General features: G+C 60.0%; 19 protein-coding genes and 2 tRNA genes. 15 read left to right on the top strand and 6 right to left on the bottom strand.

Annotation, left to right across the window (positions count from 1 at the left end; all coding sequences use genetic code 11):
- Positions 1-2: 2 nt before the first annotated feature.
- Entirely contained in the window at positions 3-203 is a 201-nt protein-coding gene (locus KI613_RS09030; RefSeq protein ID WP_226405127.1) for a SlyX family protein, read from the bottom strand.
- A 9-nt stretch (positions 204-212) separates the two neighbouring features.
- The gene (locus KI613_RS09035; protein WP_226405128.1) at positions 213-353 is read right to left on the bottom strand and encodes a hypothetical protein; all 141 of its coding nucleotides are present in this window, start codon (positions 351-353) and stop codon (positions 213-215) included.
- Between the two features lie 101 nt (positions 354-454).
- On the opposite strand from KI613_RS09035, the gene KI613_RS09040 reads away from it, so the two are divergent.
- The 15 genes from KI613_RS09040 to rpoS all read left to right on the top strand — a co-directional run bounded on the left by KI613_RS09040 (position 455) and on the right by rpoS (position 11922).
- Positions 455-531, top strand: a tRNA-Val gene (locus tag KI613_RS09040).
- Between the two features lie 133 nt (positions 532-664).
- A complete protein-coding gene (gene thrS, locus KI613_RS09045; protein ID WP_226405129.1) occupies positions 665-2581 on the top strand; it encodes a threonine--tRNA ligase in 1917 nt (638 codons plus the stop codon).
- Between the two features lie 77 nt (positions 2582-2658).
- Positions 2659-3135 (top strand): translation initiation factor IF-3, encoded by a 477-nt coding sequence (gene infC / locus KI613_RS09050; RefSeq protein WP_449757747.1) that lies wholly within the window; start codon positions 2659-2661, stop codon positions 3133-3135.
- A 77-nt stretch (positions 3136-3212) separates the two neighbouring features.
- Positions 3213-3410 (top strand): 50S ribosomal protein L35, encoded by a 198-nt coding sequence (rpmI, locus tag KI613_RS09055; protein ID WP_226405130.1) that lies wholly within the window; start codon positions 3213-3215, stop codon positions 3408-3410.
- An 11-nt stretch (positions 3411-3421) separates the two neighbouring features.
- A complete protein-coding gene (rplT, locus tag KI613_RS09060; protein ID WP_226405131.1) occupies positions 3422-3781 on the top strand; it encodes a 50S ribosomal protein L20 in 360 nt (119 codons plus the stop codon).
- 139 nt (positions 3782-3920) lie between these two features.
- Complete coding sequence (gene pheS, locus KI613_RS09065; protein WP_226405132.1) at positions 3921-4967, top strand: phenylalanine--tRNA ligase subunit alpha; 1047 nt, start codon at positions 3921-3923, stop codon at positions 4965-4967.
- Positions 4964-7348, top strand: a complete 2385-nt coding sequence (gene pheT, locus KI613_RS09070; protein WP_226405133.1) for a phenylalanine--tRNA ligase subunit beta — start codon at positions 4964-4966, stop codon at positions 7346-7348. The genes pheS and pheT overlap by 4 nt, the downstream gene beginning before the upstream one ends.
- Positions 7349-7356: 8 nt before the next feature.
- A complete protein-coding gene (locus tag KI613_RS09075; protein WP_226405729.1) occupies positions 7357-7665 on the top strand; it encodes an integration host factor subunit alpha in 309 nt (102 codons plus the stop codon).
- The gene (locus KI613_RS09080) at positions 7649-8026 is read left to right on the top strand and encodes a MerR family transcriptional regulator (RefSeq protein ID WP_226405134.1); all 378 of its coding nucleotides are present in this window, start codon (positions 7649-7651) and stop codon (positions 8024-8026) included. Before KI613_RS09075 ends, KI613_RS09080 begins: the two co-directional genes overlap by 17 nt.
- Before the next feature lie 34 nt (positions 8027-8060).
- A tRNA-Pro gene (locus KI613_RS09085) sits at positions 8061-8137 on the top strand.
- Between the two features lie 219 nt (positions 8138-8356).
- The gene (locus KI613_RS09090; protein ID WP_226405136.1) at positions 8357-8674 is read left to right on the top strand and encodes an H-NS histone family protein; all 318 of its coding nucleotides are present in this window, start codon (positions 8357-8359) and stop codon (positions 8672-8674) included.
- Positions 8675-8676: 2 nt separating this feature from the next.
- Positions 8677-9417 (top strand): 5'/3'-nucleotidase SurE, encoded by a 741-nt coding sequence (gene surE, locus KI613_RS09095; RefSeq protein ID WP_226405138.1) that lies wholly within the window; start codon positions 8677-8679, stop codon positions 9415-9417.
- Positions 9405-10076, top strand: a complete 672-nt coding sequence (locus KI613_RS09100; RefSeq protein WP_226405140.1) for a protein-L-isoaspartate(D-aspartate) O-methyltransferase — start codon at positions 9405-9407, stop codon at positions 10074-10076. Before surE ends, KI613_RS09100 begins: the two co-directional genes overlap by 13 nt.
- Complete coding sequence (locus KI613_RS09105; protein WP_226405141.1) at positions 10073-10981, top strand: peptidoglycan DD-metalloendopeptidase family protein; 909 nt, start codon at positions 10073-10075, stop codon at positions 10979-10981. The genes KI613_RS09100 and KI613_RS09105 overlap by 4 nt, the downstream gene beginning before the upstream one ends.
- The gene (rpoS, locus tag KI613_RS09110) at positions 10978-11922 is read left to right on the top strand and encodes an RNA polymerase sigma factor RpoS (protein WP_226405143.1); all 945 of its coding nucleotides are present in this window, start codon (positions 10978-10980) and stop codon (positions 11920-11922) included. Before KI613_RS09105 ends, rpoS begins: the two co-directional genes overlap by 4 nt.
- Here rpoS and mltB read toward each other — a convergent pair.
- Genes mltB through KI613_RS09130 form a run of 4 tightly spaced genes read right to left on the bottom strand, consistent with a single transcriptional unit; the run spans position 11885 to position 16762 of the window.
- Entirely contained in the window at positions 11885-12931 is a 1047-nt protein-coding gene (gene mltB, locus KI613_RS09115) for a lytic murein transglycosylase B (protein ID WP_226405145.1), read from the bottom strand. The genes rpoS and mltB overlap by 38 nt on opposite strands.
- Positions 12928-14862: a transglutaminase TgpA family protein gene (locus tag KI613_RS09120; RefSeq protein ID WP_226405147.1), complete on the bottom strand. Its 1935-nt coding sequence runs from the start codon at positions 14860-14862 to the stop codon at positions 12928-12930. Before KI613_RS09120 ends, mltB begins: the two co-directional genes overlap by 4 nt.
- Positions 14859-15809, bottom strand: a complete 951-nt coding sequence (locus tag KI613_RS09125) for a DUF58 domain-containing protein (protein ID WP_226405148.1) — start codon at positions 15807-15809, stop codon at positions 14859-14861. The genes KI613_RS09120 and KI613_RS09125 overlap by 4 nt, the downstream gene beginning before the upstream one ends.
- 5 nt (positions 15810-15814) lie before the next feature.
- Positions 15815-16762: an AAA family ATPase gene (locus KI613_RS09130; protein ID WP_226405731.1), complete on the bottom strand. Its 948-nt coding sequence runs from the start codon at positions 16760-16762 to the stop codon at positions 15815-15817.
- Positions 16763-16872 lie beyond the last annotated feature (110 nt).

Consider the following 16872-nt stretch of genomic DNA (forward strand, 5'->3'; position numbering starts at 1 on the left):
GCTCAGTAATGCGGTGGAAGATCGTCGCGCAGGCTGCGCTGTTCATGCGGCTGGGCATTTTGTGCCTGTTCGCGCAAGGCACGAATTTCACGGAAGAGCAGATCGATCTGCTCCTGCTGGCGGAAAACCAGGCGGTTCAATTCCTCGACCAGGTCTTCGGTATAGCTGATCTTGATTTCAAGTTCGGTAATGCGCGATTCCACAAATAGTCCTTATTCTTCGCTGCGCCAGTCGCGCAGTGTTTCCTTGGGTGGTGGCGGGGGTATGTCGTTACGCGGCGGCCGGAGCAGTGGCAGGGCGCCGCCGAGCACGACGATCAGACAGATCCCGAGAATAATCCAGCCTTCGTTCATGGCTTTCTCCGTTGCATAAGTGGCAAGTGTACTTGGCTTCGCAAAAAATCGCGAAGGGCTGTTGACATCGGCTTTTACGTCTGTAAAATGCGCGCTTCTTTAGGCGGTTAGCTCAGTTGGTTAGAGCGCCACGTTGACATCGTGGAGGTCGTTGGTTCGATTCCAATACCGCCTACCAAAATTCCTGACGGAGCTGAATTGATGATTTTCCGAACTTGCACCGCAGTTCAGAAACACTAATCGAGTCAGCCTTCGTTTGACCAAAAAAGTGCGGCTCACTCCCGCACTTTTTTTTCGCCTAGAGATTTGCCATGCCTGATATCAAACTGCCCGATGGTTCCATCCGCTCTTTTGAACAGCCGGTAACAATCGCCGAAGTGGCAGCCAGCATTGGTGCAGGCCTGGCCCGCGCGGCTCTGGGCGGCAAGGCTGATGGCAATTTGGTCGATACCTCGTATCTGATCGAGAAAAATGTCGATTTGGCCATCATCACCGAGCGTGACCCCGAAGGCCTGGAATTAATCCGTCACTCAACCGCTCATTTGTTGGCCTACGCCGTCAAAGAGTTGTTCCCGGAGGCGCAGGTCACCATCGGCCCGGTCATCGAAAACGGCTTCTACTATGACTTCGCCTACAAGCGTCCGTTCACCCCGGAAGACCTGGTGGCCATCGAAAAGCGCATGGCTGAGTTGGCCAAAAAGGATATTCCGGTAACCCGTGAGGTCTGGGCGCGTGACGATGCGGTCAAATTCTTCCTCGATCTCGGCGAAAAGTACAAGGCTGAACTGATCGGCGCCATTCCGGCCGACCAGCAGGTTTCGCTCTATCGCGAAGGTGATTTCATTGACCTTTGCCGCGGCCCTCACGTGCCGACGACGGCCAAGCTCAAAGTCTTCAAGCTCATGAAGGTGGCCGGTGCCTACTGGCGCGGCGATCATCGCAACGAACAGCTGCAGCGTATCTACGGTACGGCCTGGGCCAAGAAGGAAGATCTTGACGCCTACCTGCACATGCTGGAAGAGGCTGAAAAGCGCGATCACCGTCGTCTTGGCAAGCAGTTCGACCTCTTTCATATGCAGGACGAAGCGCCGGGTCTGGTCTTCTGGCACCCCAAGGGCTGGGCGATCTGGCAGGAAATCGAAAGCTACATGCGCGCCGTCTACCGAAACAACGGTTACCAGGAAGTGCGCTGCCCGCAGATTCTCGACAAGGCTCTGTGGGAAAAATCGGGCCACTGGGAGCACTACAAGGACAACATGTTTACGACCTCGTCGGAAAACCGCGATTACGCGGTCAAGCCGATGAATTGTCCGGGGCATGTCCAGGTCTTCAATGCCGGCTTGCGCTCTTACCGCGAACTGCCGCTGCGCTACGGCGAGTTCGGCTCCTGCCATCGCAACGAACCGGCTGGTGCTCTGCACGGCCTGATGCGCGTGCGCGGCTTCGTGCAGGATGACGGTCACATCTTCTGTACCGAAGACCAGATCGAATCCGAAGTGACCGCTTTCAATGCACTGGTCAAGAAGGTTTATGCCGATTTCGGCTTCAATGACGTGGCCGTCAAGTTGGCCTTGCGTCCGGATAGCCGTGTCGGTTCCGACGAAGTCTGGGACAAGGCCGAGGATGCATTGCGTCAGGGCCTGCGGGCTTCCGGTCTGGAATGGACCGAACTGCCCGGCGAGGGCGCCTTCTATGGTCCGAAAATCGAATTCCACATCCGGGACGCCATCGGCCGTTCGTGGCAGTGTGGCACCATGCAGGTCGACTTCTCGATGCCGGGTCGTCTCGGCGCGGAATATGTCGGCGCCGACGATACGCGCAAGGTTCCGGTCATGCTCCACCGGGCGATCCTCGGCTCGCTTGAGCGCTTCATTGGCATTCTGATCGAAAATTTCTCCGGAGCCTTGCCACTGTGGCTGGCGCCGGTTCAGCTAGTTGTCCTGAATATTTCCGAAAAGCAGGCCGATTACGCCGCGGATGTTGCGCAAAAGCTGCATCAGGCTGGCTTCCGCGCTGAGTCCGATTTGCGTAACGAGAAAATTACCTATAAAATTCGGGAACATAGCTTGAACCGGCTGCCTTATCAGCTCGTTGTGGGCGATAAGGAAAAAGCGGACGGACTGGTGGCCGTGCGGACTCGCGGTGGTCAGGATCTCGGACAGATGTCTGTGGATGACCTGATCAAGCAGCTTCAGAATGAAGTTGCGGCGCGGAGTGGCACGGCTTAATTTTTGTTGTTTTCGGGGGTTTCACCATAGCTCAGAACAAGGCGCATCGCCTCAACGAAGAAATCACGGTTCCGGAGATTCGTCTCCAGGGTGCAGAAGGCGAACAGCTCGGCATTGTCAGCATTCGCGAAGCTTTGCATATGGCTGAAGAAGCCGGTGCTGATCTGGTCGAGATCGCGCCGACCGCGAAGCCGCCGGTCTGCCGCATCATGGACTACGGCAAGTTCAAGTACCAGGAACAGAAGCGCGCTCACGAAGCCAAGTTGAAGCAGAAGCAGGTGCAGGTCAAGGAAATCAAGCTGCGCCCGGGCACCGACGAAAACGATTACCAGATCAAGCTCAGGAACATGACGCGTTTCCTGGAAGAAGGCGACAAGGTCAAAGTGACCCTGCGCTTCCGGGGCCGCGAAATGGCGCATCAGGAATTCGGTATGCGCCAGCTGGAACGGATCAAGGCAGACCTCGATGAAGTGGGTGCAGTCGAGCAGATGCCGAAGATGGAAGGTCGTCAGATGATCATGATCATCGGGCCGGCCAAGAAGCAGCAAAAGTAGTTACATAAGTGCTTTCGGGTAGTCAAAGCGTTTCCGTAGTGGGAACCACCTGACGGCATGTCATTAAGGAGCATTAAATGCCCAAAATGAAGACCAAGAGCAGCGCCAAAAAGCGTTTCTCTGTTCGCGCTGGTGGTTCCATCAAGCGCGGCCAAGCCTTCAAGCGTCACATTCTGACCAAGAAGACCACCAAGGTGAAACGCCATCTGCGCGGTTCAGTCGAAGTTAACGCGCGCGATTCAGCATCCGTCCGCGCCATGATGCCCTACGCATAAGGAGATAGAAGATGCCTAGAGTTAAACGTGGTGTAACAGCGCGCGCGCGTCACAAGAAGATTCTCGTTCAGGCCAAGGGTTACCGCGGTCGTCGCAAGAACGTCTATCGCGTCGCCAAACAGGCGGTGATGAAGGCCGGTCAATACCAGTACCGTGACCGTCGTCAACGCAAGCGTCAGTTCCGCGCTCTGTGGATTGCCCGTATCAATGCAGCTTCCCGCGAGCTGGGCATGAAGTACAGCACCTTCATGAATGGTCTGAAGAAGGCCAACATCGAAGTCGACCGCAAGGTTCTGGCCGATCTGGCTGTGTTCGATCAGCCGGCTTTTGCCGCACTGGCCGCCCAGGCCAAGGCACAGCTCGGCGCCTGAGCGAAAGCGTAATTAAAAAAAGGAGGCGCAAGCCTCCTTTTTTAGTTTCGGCCGCCGCTTTGCGGCTTCACGTCGGCTGCGCCGACATGAGCCTTCACTGAAACGTGCGTTTTGTTGGTGGTTTTGTTGGTGGACGTCTATGGACAATCTCGATCAAATCGTTAGCGAAGCCCAGTCGGCTTTCGCTGCAATTTCTGACCCCGATGCGCTGGAACAGGTAAAAGCCCGTTTCCTCGGCAAGAGCGGGCAGATCACCGAACTTCTCAAGGGGCTGGGCAAACTGCCGCCGGAAGAGAAGAAAACTGCCGGTGCGGCGATCAACGTCGCCAAGACGGCCGTTGAAGCTGCGCTCAACGAGCGCCGCGAAGCCATTCGGAAGGCCGCGCTGGAAGCGCGCCTAGCCGAAGAGGCGCTGGATGTCACGCTGCCCGGACGCGCCGAAGCGCGCGGTGGCCTGCACCCGGTAACGCGCACGCTCGAACGCATCGAGGCGCTGTTCCGTTCGATCGGTTTCGAAGTGGCCGATGGCCCTGAAATCGAGGAAGACTTTTTCAATTTCACCGCCATGAACACGCCGGAGGATCACCCGGCGCGTTCGATGCACGACACCTTTTACCTGCAGAACCCGGATGGCACGGTGGCCGACAAGGTGCTGCTGCGTACGCATACCAGCCCGATTCAGGCGCGCTACATGAAGGCGCATGTCGAACGCTACGGTCAACTGGAAAAAATGCCCGAAATCAGAATCATCGCGCCGGGCCGCGTCTACCGCGTCGATTCCGATGCGACGCATTCGCCGATGTTCAACCAGGTCGAAGGCCTGTGGGTGGGCGAGGGTGTTTCCTTTGCTGACCTCAAGGGCGTCATTGCCGATTTTCTCAAGAGCTTCTTCGAGACCGACGACCTCGTGGTGCGTTTCCGTCCCTCTTTCTTCCCGTTTACCGAGCCGTCAGCCGAAATCGACGTTGCTTTCATGAGCGGTGCACTGAAAGGCCGCTGGTTGGAAATCGCCGGTTGCGGCATGGTGCATCCGGACGTGCTGCGCATTGCCGGCATCGATCCGGAAAAGTACACCGGCTTTGCCTTCGGCTTCGGTCAGGATCGCCTGACCATGCTGCGTTACGGCGTCAATGACCTGCGCCTCTTCTTTGAAGGCGACCTCCGTTTCCTGAGGCAATTCGCATGAAATTCTCTGAATCCTGGCTGCGTTCCCTTGTCGACACCAAGCTGTCGAGCGAGGAGCTTTCCCATCTGCTGACCATGGCCGGCCTCGAAGTCGAGGGTCTGGAGTCGGTTGCTCCCCAATTCAACGACGTCGTCGTCGCCCAGGTGCTCGAAGTCGTCAAGCACCCGGATGCCGATCGTCTGAACGTCTGCAAGGTTGATACGGGTCGCGGCGAGCCAACGACCATCGTCTGCGGCGCGGCTAACGTCGCCGTCGGCCTGCGCGTGCCCTGCGCCTTGCCCGGTGCCAATCTGCCCGGGGACTTCGTCATCAAAATCGCCAAGGTGCGCGGCATCGAATCCTCCGGCATGCTCTGTTCGGCCAAGGAACTCGGTATTGCCGAAGAAGCCTCCGGCCTGCTGGTGCTGCCGGCCGATGCGCCGGTCGGTCAGTCGATCCGCGAATATCTCGATCTCGACGACAACCAGTTCGAACTCAAGCTGACCCCGAATCGCGCCGACTGCCTGTCGTTGACCGGCGTAGCGCGCGAAGTGGCGGCCATTGCCGGTGCCCAGGCCAAGCTGATCGAGGTGCCGGAAGTCGCGGCAAGCATCGCCGACCAGCGGGCCGTGGTGCTCGATGCGCCGGCTGCCTGTCCCCTCTATTTCGGCCGCGTGCTGAAAGGCGTCAATGCCAAGGCGTCGACGCCTGAATGGATGAAGCGTCGCCTGGAACGCAGCGCTATCCGCTCGATTTCGGCGCTGGTCGATGTCACGAATTACGTGATGCTAGAGCTCGGCCAGCCGCTACACGCCTTCGATAACACCAAGCTCGAAGGTGCAGTGCATGCACGCATGGCCAAGCCGGAAGAAAAGCTGCTGCTGTTGAACGAACAGACCATCGCCATTGATGCTGACATCCTGGTTATTGCCGACGATGCCAAGCCGTTGGCCATGGCCGGCATCATGGGCGGAGAAGAGAGCGGGATCACGCTGGAAACCAGCGAACTGTTCCTCGAATCCGCCTTTTTTGCCCCGAAGGCCATCGCCGGTCGTGCTCGCCGCTACGGGTTTGGTTCCGATGCTTCGCATCGTTTCGAGCGCGGCGTCGATTTTGGCGGCGCTCGCCGCGCCATTGAGCGCGCTACGCAACTGATTATCGATATTTGTGGTGGTGCCGCTGGTCCGGTAATCGAGGCCAGGGCTGAGATGCCTGCACGCAAGCCGGTGCGTCTGCGCACGGCGCGAGCCTGCGCGGTAATCGGCATGACTTTTTCTCCTGAGCAGATTGCCGGATTGTTCAACGGCCTCGGCTTGCCCTTCGTTCGCGAAGCTGATGATTTTCTGGTGACTCCGCCAACCTGGCGCTTCGACATCGAAATCGAGGAAGACCTGATCGAGGAAATTGCCCGTCTGCACGGCTACGACAACATCCCGGCCCCGGCGCCGTGCGGCAACCTAAAAATGATGGTGCAGCCCGAAGCGCAACGTCCGGCGGCTCGTGTTCGCCAGTTGCTGGTCGATCGCGGCTATCAGGAAGTGGTTAATTTCGCTTTTGTCGAGGAGTCCTGGGAGGCCGATTTTGCAGCGAAGACCGCAGAAACCGACCTGATTCGCCTGGCCAACCCGATTGCCAGCCAGATGGCTGTCATGCGGTCGACTCTGTTTGGTGGTTTGATTTCCAATCTGCTAACCAATCTCAAGCGTAAGCAGAACCGCGTCCGTTTGTTTGAAACGGGCCGTGCGTTCGAGCGCATTGCCGCTGCAACGCCGGTTCCCGGCTTTGCCCAATCCTGGAAACTCTCTGGTCTGGCTTATGGTGGTGCCTTACCCGAAGGCTGGGGCAGCGCTTCGCGCAAGGTTGATTTCTTCGACGTGAAGGGCGATCTGGAAGCCTTGCTGGCGCCGGGCCAACTGCGTTTTGAAAAGCTCGCCCATCCGGCACTGCATCCGGGGCGTTCAGCACGTGTGTTGCTCGATAACCGAGAAATCGGTTGTCTGGGGGAGTTGCATCCGGAGTGGGTCCAGAAATACGACCTGCCGCAGGCACCCGTGGTCTTCGAACTCGATTTTGATGCCGTCAAGGCAGTCCAGGTTCCGGTTTATGCCGAGGTCTCGAAGTTCCCGCCGGTCATTCGTGATCTTGCCATCGTCGTTGATCAGGATGTCGCTCTGCAGACCTTGCTCGATGGCTTGAAAGGACAAGTTTCCAGCCTTGTTCAGGACATCCAGTTGTTCGATGTTTACGTCGGTAAGGGCGTGCCCGAAAACAAAAAAAGCCTTGCTTTCCGGATAGTTATGCAAGATACTCAACGCACTTTGCAAGATTCGGAAGTTGATGCTGCAATGCAGCAACTGGTGTCCTGTTTGGAACAGGCATTTGGTGCTCAACTGCGTGCCTGACGGAAATAATAACGATGACGCTAACCAAAGCTGAGCTCGCGGACCTGCTTTTCGAAAAAGTCGGTCTAAACAAGCGCGAGGCCAAAGACATGGTCGAAGCTTTTTTCGAAGAAATCCGAAATTCCCTGGAAACCGGTGATGGCGTGAAGCTATCTGGCTTCGGAAATTTTCAGTTGCGCGACAAGCCGCAACGTCCGGGCAGAAATCCGAAAACAGGGCAGGAAATTCCCATTACGGCGCGTCGCGTCGTTACCTTTCACGCCAGCCAAAAGCTGAAGTCCGACGTTGAGCTTGCCTTCGATGGAACCGCGGCATAAAACACTGGGCGGCGAAGAGTTGCCGCCCATCCCCGCCAAGCGCTACTTCACGATCGGTGAAGTCAGCGAGTTGTGCGGCGTCAAACCACACGTGCTGCGTTACTGGGAGCAGGAGTTCAACCAGCTCAAGCCAGTAAAGCGACGCGGCAATCGTCGGTACTACCAGCATCATGAAGTCTTGCTGGTTCGGCGTATTCGCGAGCTTCTTTATAATCAGGGTTTTACCATCAGTGGCGCACGCAATCGGCTTGACGAAGGTGGTGCGGTCGAGGTGATTGCGGTGAATTTGCCCGAGGCAGGAAAGATGCCGGGCGGCCTGCGTGGCGAGCTACAGTCAATTATCGAGATGTTGCAGCTTTGAATCCAGCGGTTTTTGGGTATAATGGCGGGCTTGTCGGGGCGTAGCGCAGCCTGGTAGCGCACTTGCATGGGGTGCAAGGGGTCGCGAGTTCGAATCCCGCCGCCCCGACCAAGAGAATCAACGAGTCAGGCCAATCTTCGGATTGGCCTTTTTCGTTCATGGGGGGCGTGCTTGCTTTACTGAGGGGCTGGGTTTGTGCGGAGCGTTTAATTGCGCCGTCGGTTCTACTCATTAAAAAGCTGACTTGTGGCAGTTTTATTAATGGATGGCATTGATAAATAATTTCAAACAAATTAAATTGTCGCCACTCATTTAAATAAGGAGATAATCATGGACCTTTCTACGCTCTCCGTCGCTCAATTGCGCGACCTGCAACAGCAGATTCCTGCAGAAATCAAACGTCGTGAAGCTCAGGAAAAGGTTAGTGTCCTGAATGAATTGCGCGCCATTGCCAAAACCCGTGGTTATGCCATTGAGGATTTGCTGGCCAAGGAAGCCAAGGTAAAGACGGCTACCGGAAATAAGGTCAAGGTTAAATACCGCCATCCGCAAAATGTCGAACTTGAATGGACCGGTCGCGGCCGCAAGCCGAAATGGGTCGAAGCCTGGGTAGCCAATGGTGGTTCGTTGGATAATTTGCTGGTCTGATCATGCGTATTCTGCTGAGTAACGACGACGGCTATTTTGCGCCGGGGCTGGCCGCCCTGGTTGAGGCGCTGCGCGGCCTGGGTGAGGTAGTCGTCGTTGCTCCCGAGCAGAATCGCAGCGGCGCCAGTAATTCGCTGACGCTGGATCGGCCTTTGTATTTGAAAAAGGCGGCCAGCGGTTTTTATTTTGTAAATGGCACGCCAACCGATTGCGTCCATTTGGCCGTCACTGGCATGCTTGACGACTTGCCGGATATTATCGTTTCGGGAATTAATAACGGCGCCAATATGGGTGACGATACGATTTATTCGGGTACCGTTGCGGCAGCTACCGAGGGTTATTTGCTCGGCATTCCATCCATCGCCATTTCCCTGACCAACTTTGAGGGAAATAATTATGCGACGGCTGGCCTTGTCGCCCGTGAATTGGTCGAGCGTTATATCCGCGACCCGATCAGGCAGCCGGTACTATTGAATGTCAATGTCCCGGATATTCCTTACGCCGAATTAAATGGCATGGAAGTTACCCGCCTTGGCCGTCGGCATAAAGCTGAACCAGTGGTGAAAATGACCTCGCCGCGCAATGAAACCGTTTATTGGATCGGCGCGGCCGGTGCGGCCGCCGATGCCGGGCCGGGTACCGATTTCAATGCAGTTGAACGCGGTGTCGTTTCGATTACGCCGTTGCAGATCGATCTGACGCACGCCGCCCAGCTACCTTCGATTCGTCAATGGATGCAGTGAGTCATGGTGTGTTGAACGGTATCGGCATGACGTCGCAGCGCACCCGGACGCGGATGATCGAGCGTCTGCGCGAAAAGGGAATCCGCAACGAAACCGTCCTCAAGGCGATGGCTGCTGTCCCGCGCCATGTCTTCGTCGAGGAGGCCCTGGCCTCGCGGGCCTACGAAGACACCGCGTTGCCGCTTGGCATGGGGCAGACCATTTCGCAGCCCTATGTCGTGGCGCGTATGATCGAACTGCTGCTCAACGGGCGCAAGACGCTGGGCAAAACGCTGGAAATAGGTGCCGGCTGCGGTTATCAAGCCGCCGTGTTGGCTCAGCTGACCAACGAAGTGTATGCCGTCGAGCGGCTGGCGCCCCTGCTCGAAAAAGCCAAGGCAAACATGCGCACCCTGCAGCAGTTCAATGTTCGTCTGAAACACGCCGACGGCCAGTTCGGTTTGCCCGAAGCCGGGCCATTTGACAGTATCATCGTGGCTGCAGCCGGGGCCAGTGTGCCGCCCGCGCTGCTTCAGCAGCTTGCCCCAGGTGGGCGACTGGTCTTGCCAGTCGGGGCTGCGGAGCAGTATCTTAGCTTCATCGAACACACGCCCCAGGGTTATGTCGAAACCCGGCTCGACGCCGTGCGTTTCGTCCCGCTACTTTCAGGAACGCAATGATTCGTATCGTCGCAGCAATTTTCCCAGTACTGTTCTTGGCCGGTTGTATTTCCCAGCAACCGGTACCGGCGGTCGATCGCTCGACCTCCCGGGCTGCCGTGCAGCCCGCCGGCCCGGGGTACTACACGGTCAAGCGTGGTGACACCCTGTACCGGATTGCGCTGGAGCACGGTCAGGATCATCGCGATGTCGCTAATTGGAACAACATCGCCAACCCGTCATCCATCAAGGAAGGCCAGATCCTGCGCGTTGCACCGCCGGGTGCTGCTGCCGAACCTGTCGCTGATGGCGCAGTAACCAAGCCGATTGACGTTGGCTCTGCTGTCGAGTCGCGCTCGCTAGATCAGTCGGCTGGGGCAACCGTTGCCGTTGCTCCGCAAAATGGGGCGCTGAAGCGCGAACCGCGCGTCGGCAAGGAACCGTATTCGGATGAAGCGTACGCCCGCCTGAACAAGGCCGGCGGCGAAACCGCCAAGCCTATTGAGGCCAAGCCGGAAGTGAAACCCGAGACGGCGCCGGCCGTTGCCACCGGTCCGGACGACGTGCCGTGGATGTGGCCGACATCGGCCAAGCTGTCAGCGCCATACAGCGATACCGGCAACAAGGGTCTGGATTTCGCCGGCAGGTCCGGCGATCCTGTCCTGGCGGCCGGTGACGGCAAGGTCGTTTATGCCGGCAGCGGTCTGCGCGGCTTTGGCGAACTGGTCATCGTCAAGCACAACGCCACCTACCTGTCGGCCTATGCCCACAACCGCAAGATTCTCGTCAAGGAAGGCCAGCAGGTCAGCCGCGGCCAGAAGATCGCCGAGATGGGCAACACTGATGCTGACTCGGTCAAGCTCCACTTCGAAATCCGCAAACAGGGCAAGCCGGTGGACCCGGCCCAGTATCTGCCAAAAAGATGAGCGACTCCGGCGAGGGCGTGGATGATGAATTCGAGGGGCAGCCCGATGACTCGGTCCTGCTGCCCGAGCCTGAGCTACCCGAGCCTGAAGTTGCCAGCCCGGAAATCGAGCTGCTTGAGGACGTTACCCAGCTTTACCTGAGCGAGATCGGCGCCAAGCCGCTGCTCACTCCGGAAGAGGAGCTGGCCACGACGCGCCTCGTCCGCGCCGGTGATTTCGCCGCCCGGCAGCGCATGATCGAGCACAATCTGCGGCTCGTCGTGAATATCGCCAAGCATTACCTGAACCGGGGCATCCCGCTGCTCGACCTGATCGAGGAGGGCAATCTGGGTTTGATCCACGCGCTGGAAAAATTCGATCCGGAGCGCGGCTTCCGTTTTTCAACGTATGCCACCTGGTGGATCCGTCAGAACATCGAGCGCGGCATCATGAACCAGTCGCGCACCATTCGTTTGCCGGTGCATATCGTCAAGGAAATCAACGTCGTCCTGCGTGCCATGCGCCATCTGGAATCCGCCGACAAGCGCGATTCGACTGTGGAACGCATTGCCGCCCTGATAGACTGGCCGGTCGAGGATGTGCGGCGAACGCTGTCGCTCAACGAACATATCGCCTCGCTCGATGCGCCACTCGACATCGATCCCAGCCACACCATTGCCGAAGTCATCGCCGACGATGGTGGCAGTGATCCGGAATCCCTGCTGCAGTTGAGCGAAGTCGGTTCGCTGGTCGATGACTGGCTGGGCCAATTGACCGAGCGCCAGCGTTCAGTCATTGAGCGTCGCTATGGCCTGAGCGGGGCCGATGTGGAGACGCTGGATGTCATTGCCCACGATCTGGCGCTGACCCGCGAGCGGGTCCGGCAGATTCAGATGGAAGGTCTGGATCGCCTGCGCAAGATCATCAAGCGCGGCAATATCTCTCGCGATTCTCTGTTGTAGCGGCGCACATCCGGTTGCGGATTTCTTCCGCCAGCTGGAAAACTGACATGGCGTAGAAGCTCGATCGGTTGTAGCGCGTGATCACGTAAAAATTCTCGAATCCCAACCAGTATTCCGTCTCGCGCCCCGGTGAGACGAGGTCGATCAGCGCCGCCGTCGTCTGTGGATCGATATTGGCGCGAATCCCTTTGTCGGCCAGATCAGCCACCTTGAGACTGGGGCGGAGCCCGGCCTGAAGCAACTCGGCCTCGGGGGTGCCTGCCGTCATGGCCGGTACGGCGATGGGCTGCCCGGCTTGCCAGCCGTGCTGCTCAAGAAAGCGGGCAACACTGCCGATGGCATCGTCGACGCTGTTGCCGAGATCGACACGCTGGTCGCCGTCGAAATCGACCGCATAGCGCCGCTGGCTGCCCGGCATGAATTGCGGGATGCCGATGGCGCCGGCAAACGAGCCCTTGACGGCCATCGGGTCCAGATTGTTCTCGCGGGCCAGCAGCAGGAACTGCTCGAGCTCGGTCCGGAAAAACTCGGCTCGTCGCGGGTAGTTGAAAGCCAGCGTCGATAGCGCTTCAAAAACGCCGAAGCCGCCCGTGTTGCGGCCGTATTCCGTCTCGACGCCAATAATGGCGACGATGATTTCCTCGGGCACGCCGTAGAGGGCCGAGGCCTTGGCCAGTTGCCCGGCGTTTTCCTGCCAGAAGGCGACGCCGCCATCGATGCGCCGTTCATTCAAAAAGCGCGGCCGGTAGCGTTCCCACGAGCGCTGCAGCGGCGAGGCGGGGGGCTGGATGAGCTTGAGGACGGTGGCGTTCGGGCGGGTCTGGGCAAACTGGCTGATCAGCTCGTCGGCCTTGAAACCATGGCGGGTTTCGAGGTCGCGGGCGAACTCGATGGCGGCTGGATCGTCGGCGAAAGTCGGGGGGGGCGGCTTGGAATTGTGGCCGGCATGGGCCAGCGAGGTCAGTGCAGCAAGCAGCAGCGGGGCAAGCGTCAGTTTCAGATTCATCATCGCAATTGCGCGATGGCGTCGCGCAGGGGTTTCAGGTGTTTGTCGGTGTTGCCGTAGCGCGCTACAAGATAGGCGTCGACCACGCGCTGGAAAGGTTCGGCCAGTTCCGGGTCCTGTTCCCGAACGCGTCGGGCCAGTTCCAGTGGCGTTTCCCAAGGCGGGCAGTCTACCTTTCTTCGAGCCAGCTGTCGCAGCGCCTTGTGCCACAGGCGAACGACCGGGTCGCGCTCAGGGCGTTTGTAGAGTGCCCAGGCCATCAGGCCGGCAACCAGCAGGCCGCAGGTGCTGCCGAGCGCGATAGCCAGGCTGCGCCAGTCGGTGTCGGACAAACCGAGGCGGGCCAGCAGTTCGCGCTGGCGTTGCGGGTCGTAGCCGAGCACGCTCTGGTTCCAGGCGTTATTGATTGCTTCCCAGCGGTAGCGCAGTGTCCTGATCCAGTCGGCGCGCAGCTGGATGAGCATCGGCAGCGGTTCGCCGAAAGCGAGTGCATCGGCGATGCCCGTTTCGATTCGGCTGGGCGACACGGCAGCCGTCGGGTCGACGCGGACCCAGCCCTTGCCGGCCAGCCAGACTTCGGCCCAGGCATGGGCGTCGGACTGGCGGACAACGAGGTATTGATCGAGCGGATTGAATTCGCCGCCCTGATAGCCACCGACAACGCGGGCCGGAATGCCGGCAGCGCGCATGAGTGTGACGAAGGCGGCGGCGTAGTGTTCGCAGAAACCGCGTTTGGTCTCAAAAAGGAAATCATCGATGCCGTGGAGTCCGAGGAGCGGCGGTTGCAGCGTGTAGGTGAATTCGGCGTTGAACAGGGCGAGTGCCTTGGCGATCACGGCCTCGGGTGCGTTGCCGGCGCGCCATTGGGCGGCGAGGGCGCGGGTCTGCGGATTGCCGCTGGCCGGCAGGGCCAGGTTGCGGCGCAGCACCTGTGGGTCTTCGCTCAAATTGAAGCGGTAGTCGAGGCTGGCGGACAGGCGGAGGCGTTTTCGCTCATTGATCGCATTCTGGCTGATGGCGGTCATCGTTCCGTTCAGGAGCGTCTCGGCAGGCAACGCGATGGGGGCATCGAGGGCCAGTAACCAGCGCTGGTTGTGGGCCTCCAGCGTGGTTTCGTAGCCGATGGGCGGTGAGAGGCTTTCGAGCTGGGCAGCCGGCTGGCGTCCTTTGTACAGGTGCCAGGTAGTGCCATCGAATTGCTCCATGACCGGGCCGCGCCAGTAGAGCTTCTGCCTGGGCGGCAGCGGCCCGTCGAAGCGCACGCGAAAGGCGATGTCGGCATTCTGGACAAGTTGGGCGATGCTGCCCGGCGACATGCTGTCGGATAGCCCGGTCTTGCCGGTAAAGGCATCCGCGGGCAAACCCCAGAGTGGCCCGGAGATGCGCGGGAAAAGCAGAAAAAGGACGAGCATGAAAGGGATGGCTTGGAGGCAGAGCACGCCGGAATAGCGCAGGGTGTCCCGTGTGGTGCTCGACGGGCCGCCGTGCAGGCGGATCAGCGTCGCCGTGACCAGCCACATCGCGGCGAGCAGCCAGAGGCCGGTCGGGATGCTTTGCGAATACAGGTAGTGGGTGAGCAGCAAAAAATAGCCGAGGGTGACGACGACCATCGCATCGCGTCGCGACTTCAGTTCGAGCAGCTTCATGGTCATGAACATGACCAGCATGGCAACCCCGGCGTCGCGCCCGAACAGGGTGTGGAATTCGAGCAGGATGCCGGCGCTGCCGGCGCCGACCAGCGGTATCAATATCCAGCGGCCGGGCAGGCGATGGTCTTTCCACCACAGCCAGACGGCCCACAGCAGCAGGGCGCCGGCCACCGTGCTGAGCCATGGTGGCTGATGCATGAAGTGCGGCGCCGTCGTCGCCAGCGCGGTGGCGAACAGCCAGGGCGTGGCGTGGCGGTCGAGCGCTTCGCGGGCTGGCGTGCTCATGGCTGGCAGAGAGCGAGGGCTTCGAGGCAGAGCTGGCGATGACGCTCGCCGCTGCCGGTCGGGATGTCGACGCCGGGCAGGCGCAGTCCGTAATGGGCGTCGGCCACATCGGCGGCGAGCACCCAGCCGGTCAGGATGCCGATCCGGGTTTCGTCGCTCAGCGCGGTGTCGGTCAGTTGCCAGTCGAGCCTCAGTTCAACCTGCGCACCGCCGGCAAATTGCTTGATCAGCAGCGGGCCATTGGCGTTACGGGCGCTGGCCTTCCAGGCGACGTGGCGCGGCGAGTCGGCCGGCTGGCGGTCGCGAAATCCGGCGAAATCCTCCTGCCCGCCATCGCCGCTGCGTTCGCCGCCAACTGGCGTCGGTGAGGCAACCGGCAGTGGCGCGGCAATCGGCTGCGGATAGACCAGGCAGCGCATGGCCGGTTGCAGGTAGGCCCAGGCGGTAAACAGGCCGAGCGGATAGCGGGTTGATAGCCGGATGCGCGGCAAATCCAGCCAGCCCCGGGTTTTCGCGCTGACCGGAATGTTCAATTTTGAGCTTTTTTTCCGGTTGACCGTAGCAAACACCGGGTTGCCGCTTTCGGCCTCCAGTTCGAGCCCGAGGCGCGGGGTAGGGCGGTCGTTGTCGAGCGTGATCTGAAAATGCGCCGTTTCCCCGGCAAAAACCGGCGCGCTGCGCCCCGGCGTGACGATCAGCCCGTGCAGGTTGCGAAAGGTGTGGATCATGCCGACGATGCCCAGCCCGGCGAGCAGGAAAACCAGCGCGTGACCGAGTGCCAGGTTGTAGTTGATGGCGCCGATCAGCATGACGATGAGCGCCAGGGCGTAGAGCAGGCCGCCGCGCGAGGGGATGATGAAGACGCGCCGCTGGCCGAGGCGCATGGGTGCCGTGCCGTCGCTATGCCAGCGAAACAGTTTTTGCTGCAGGGTGGCGACGATGCCCACGGAGCTCAGGGAATGGCGACGGTGCGGATCAGGGCGGTGATGTCTTCGGCCAGCGCGTAGCCACCCCCCTGCGCCGAGCGCAGGCGGTGCCGGGCGACGGCCGGGAGGACGGCCTGCACGTCGTCGGGCAACACCATGTCGCGCCCGGCCAGCCAGGCCCAGGCGCGGGCGGCGGCGAGCAGGGCGAGGCCGGCGCGCGGCGACAGGCCATGCTGGTAGGCTGGATTCTGGCGCGTCGCTTCGACCAGTGCCTGGACGTAATCGATCAGCGGACCGGCCGCGTGGATGGCTGATGCTTCCTGCTGCAAGGCTGGCAGGTCATCGGGCGCGAGCAATGGCGTCAGTTCCTCGACGCGGCGCCGCTGACCACCGGCGACGAGCAGGGCGCGTTCGGCGGTGCGGTCCGGGTAGCCGAGTTCGAGGCGCATCAGGAAGCGGTCGAGCTGTGATTCGGGCAGCGGAAAAGTGCCGATCTGGTGCGCCGGGTTCTGCGTGGCGATGACGAAGAAGGGCGTCGGCAACATTCGCGTCTGGCCCTCGGCCGTGACCTGGCCTTCCTCCATTGCTTCAAGCAGGGCGCTCTGCGTTTTCGGTGTGGCGCGGTTGATCTCGTCGGCCAGCACAAGCTGGGCGAAGACCGGGCCGGGCAGGAAACGGAAGTCGCTGCGCTCGCGCTCGAAAACCGAAACACCGGTGATGTCGGCCGGCAGCAAATCGCTGGTGAACTGGATGCGCGAAAACTGCAGCCCGAGCAGCCGGGCCAGCGTGTGGGCCAGCGTCGTCTTGCCCATGCCCGGCAGGTCTTCGATCAGTAAATGGCCGTTGGCCAGCAGGCAGGCAATGGCCAGCCGGATTTCATGATCCTTGCCGAGAATGATCCGGCCAGCCTGCTCGAGAACGCCGTCGAATGCCCGCGGGCGACCGGCAAGTCCGGAAAGTGTGCTTTTCAACATCATGGGATTCCGCTGTGTCTGTTCAAACCCATTCTAATGCTTGAAGCGGCGCGATGAATGGGACGATAATGACAATTCGACGTGCGCCGTTTTGTGCGCCGCTTCGCAGA

Origin of the sequence: Ferribacterium limneticum (genome assembly GCF_020510585.1) — a bacterium.
Classification (GTDB): domain Bacteria; phylum Pseudomonadota; class Gammaproteobacteria; order Burkholderiales; family Rhodocyclaceae; genus Azonexus.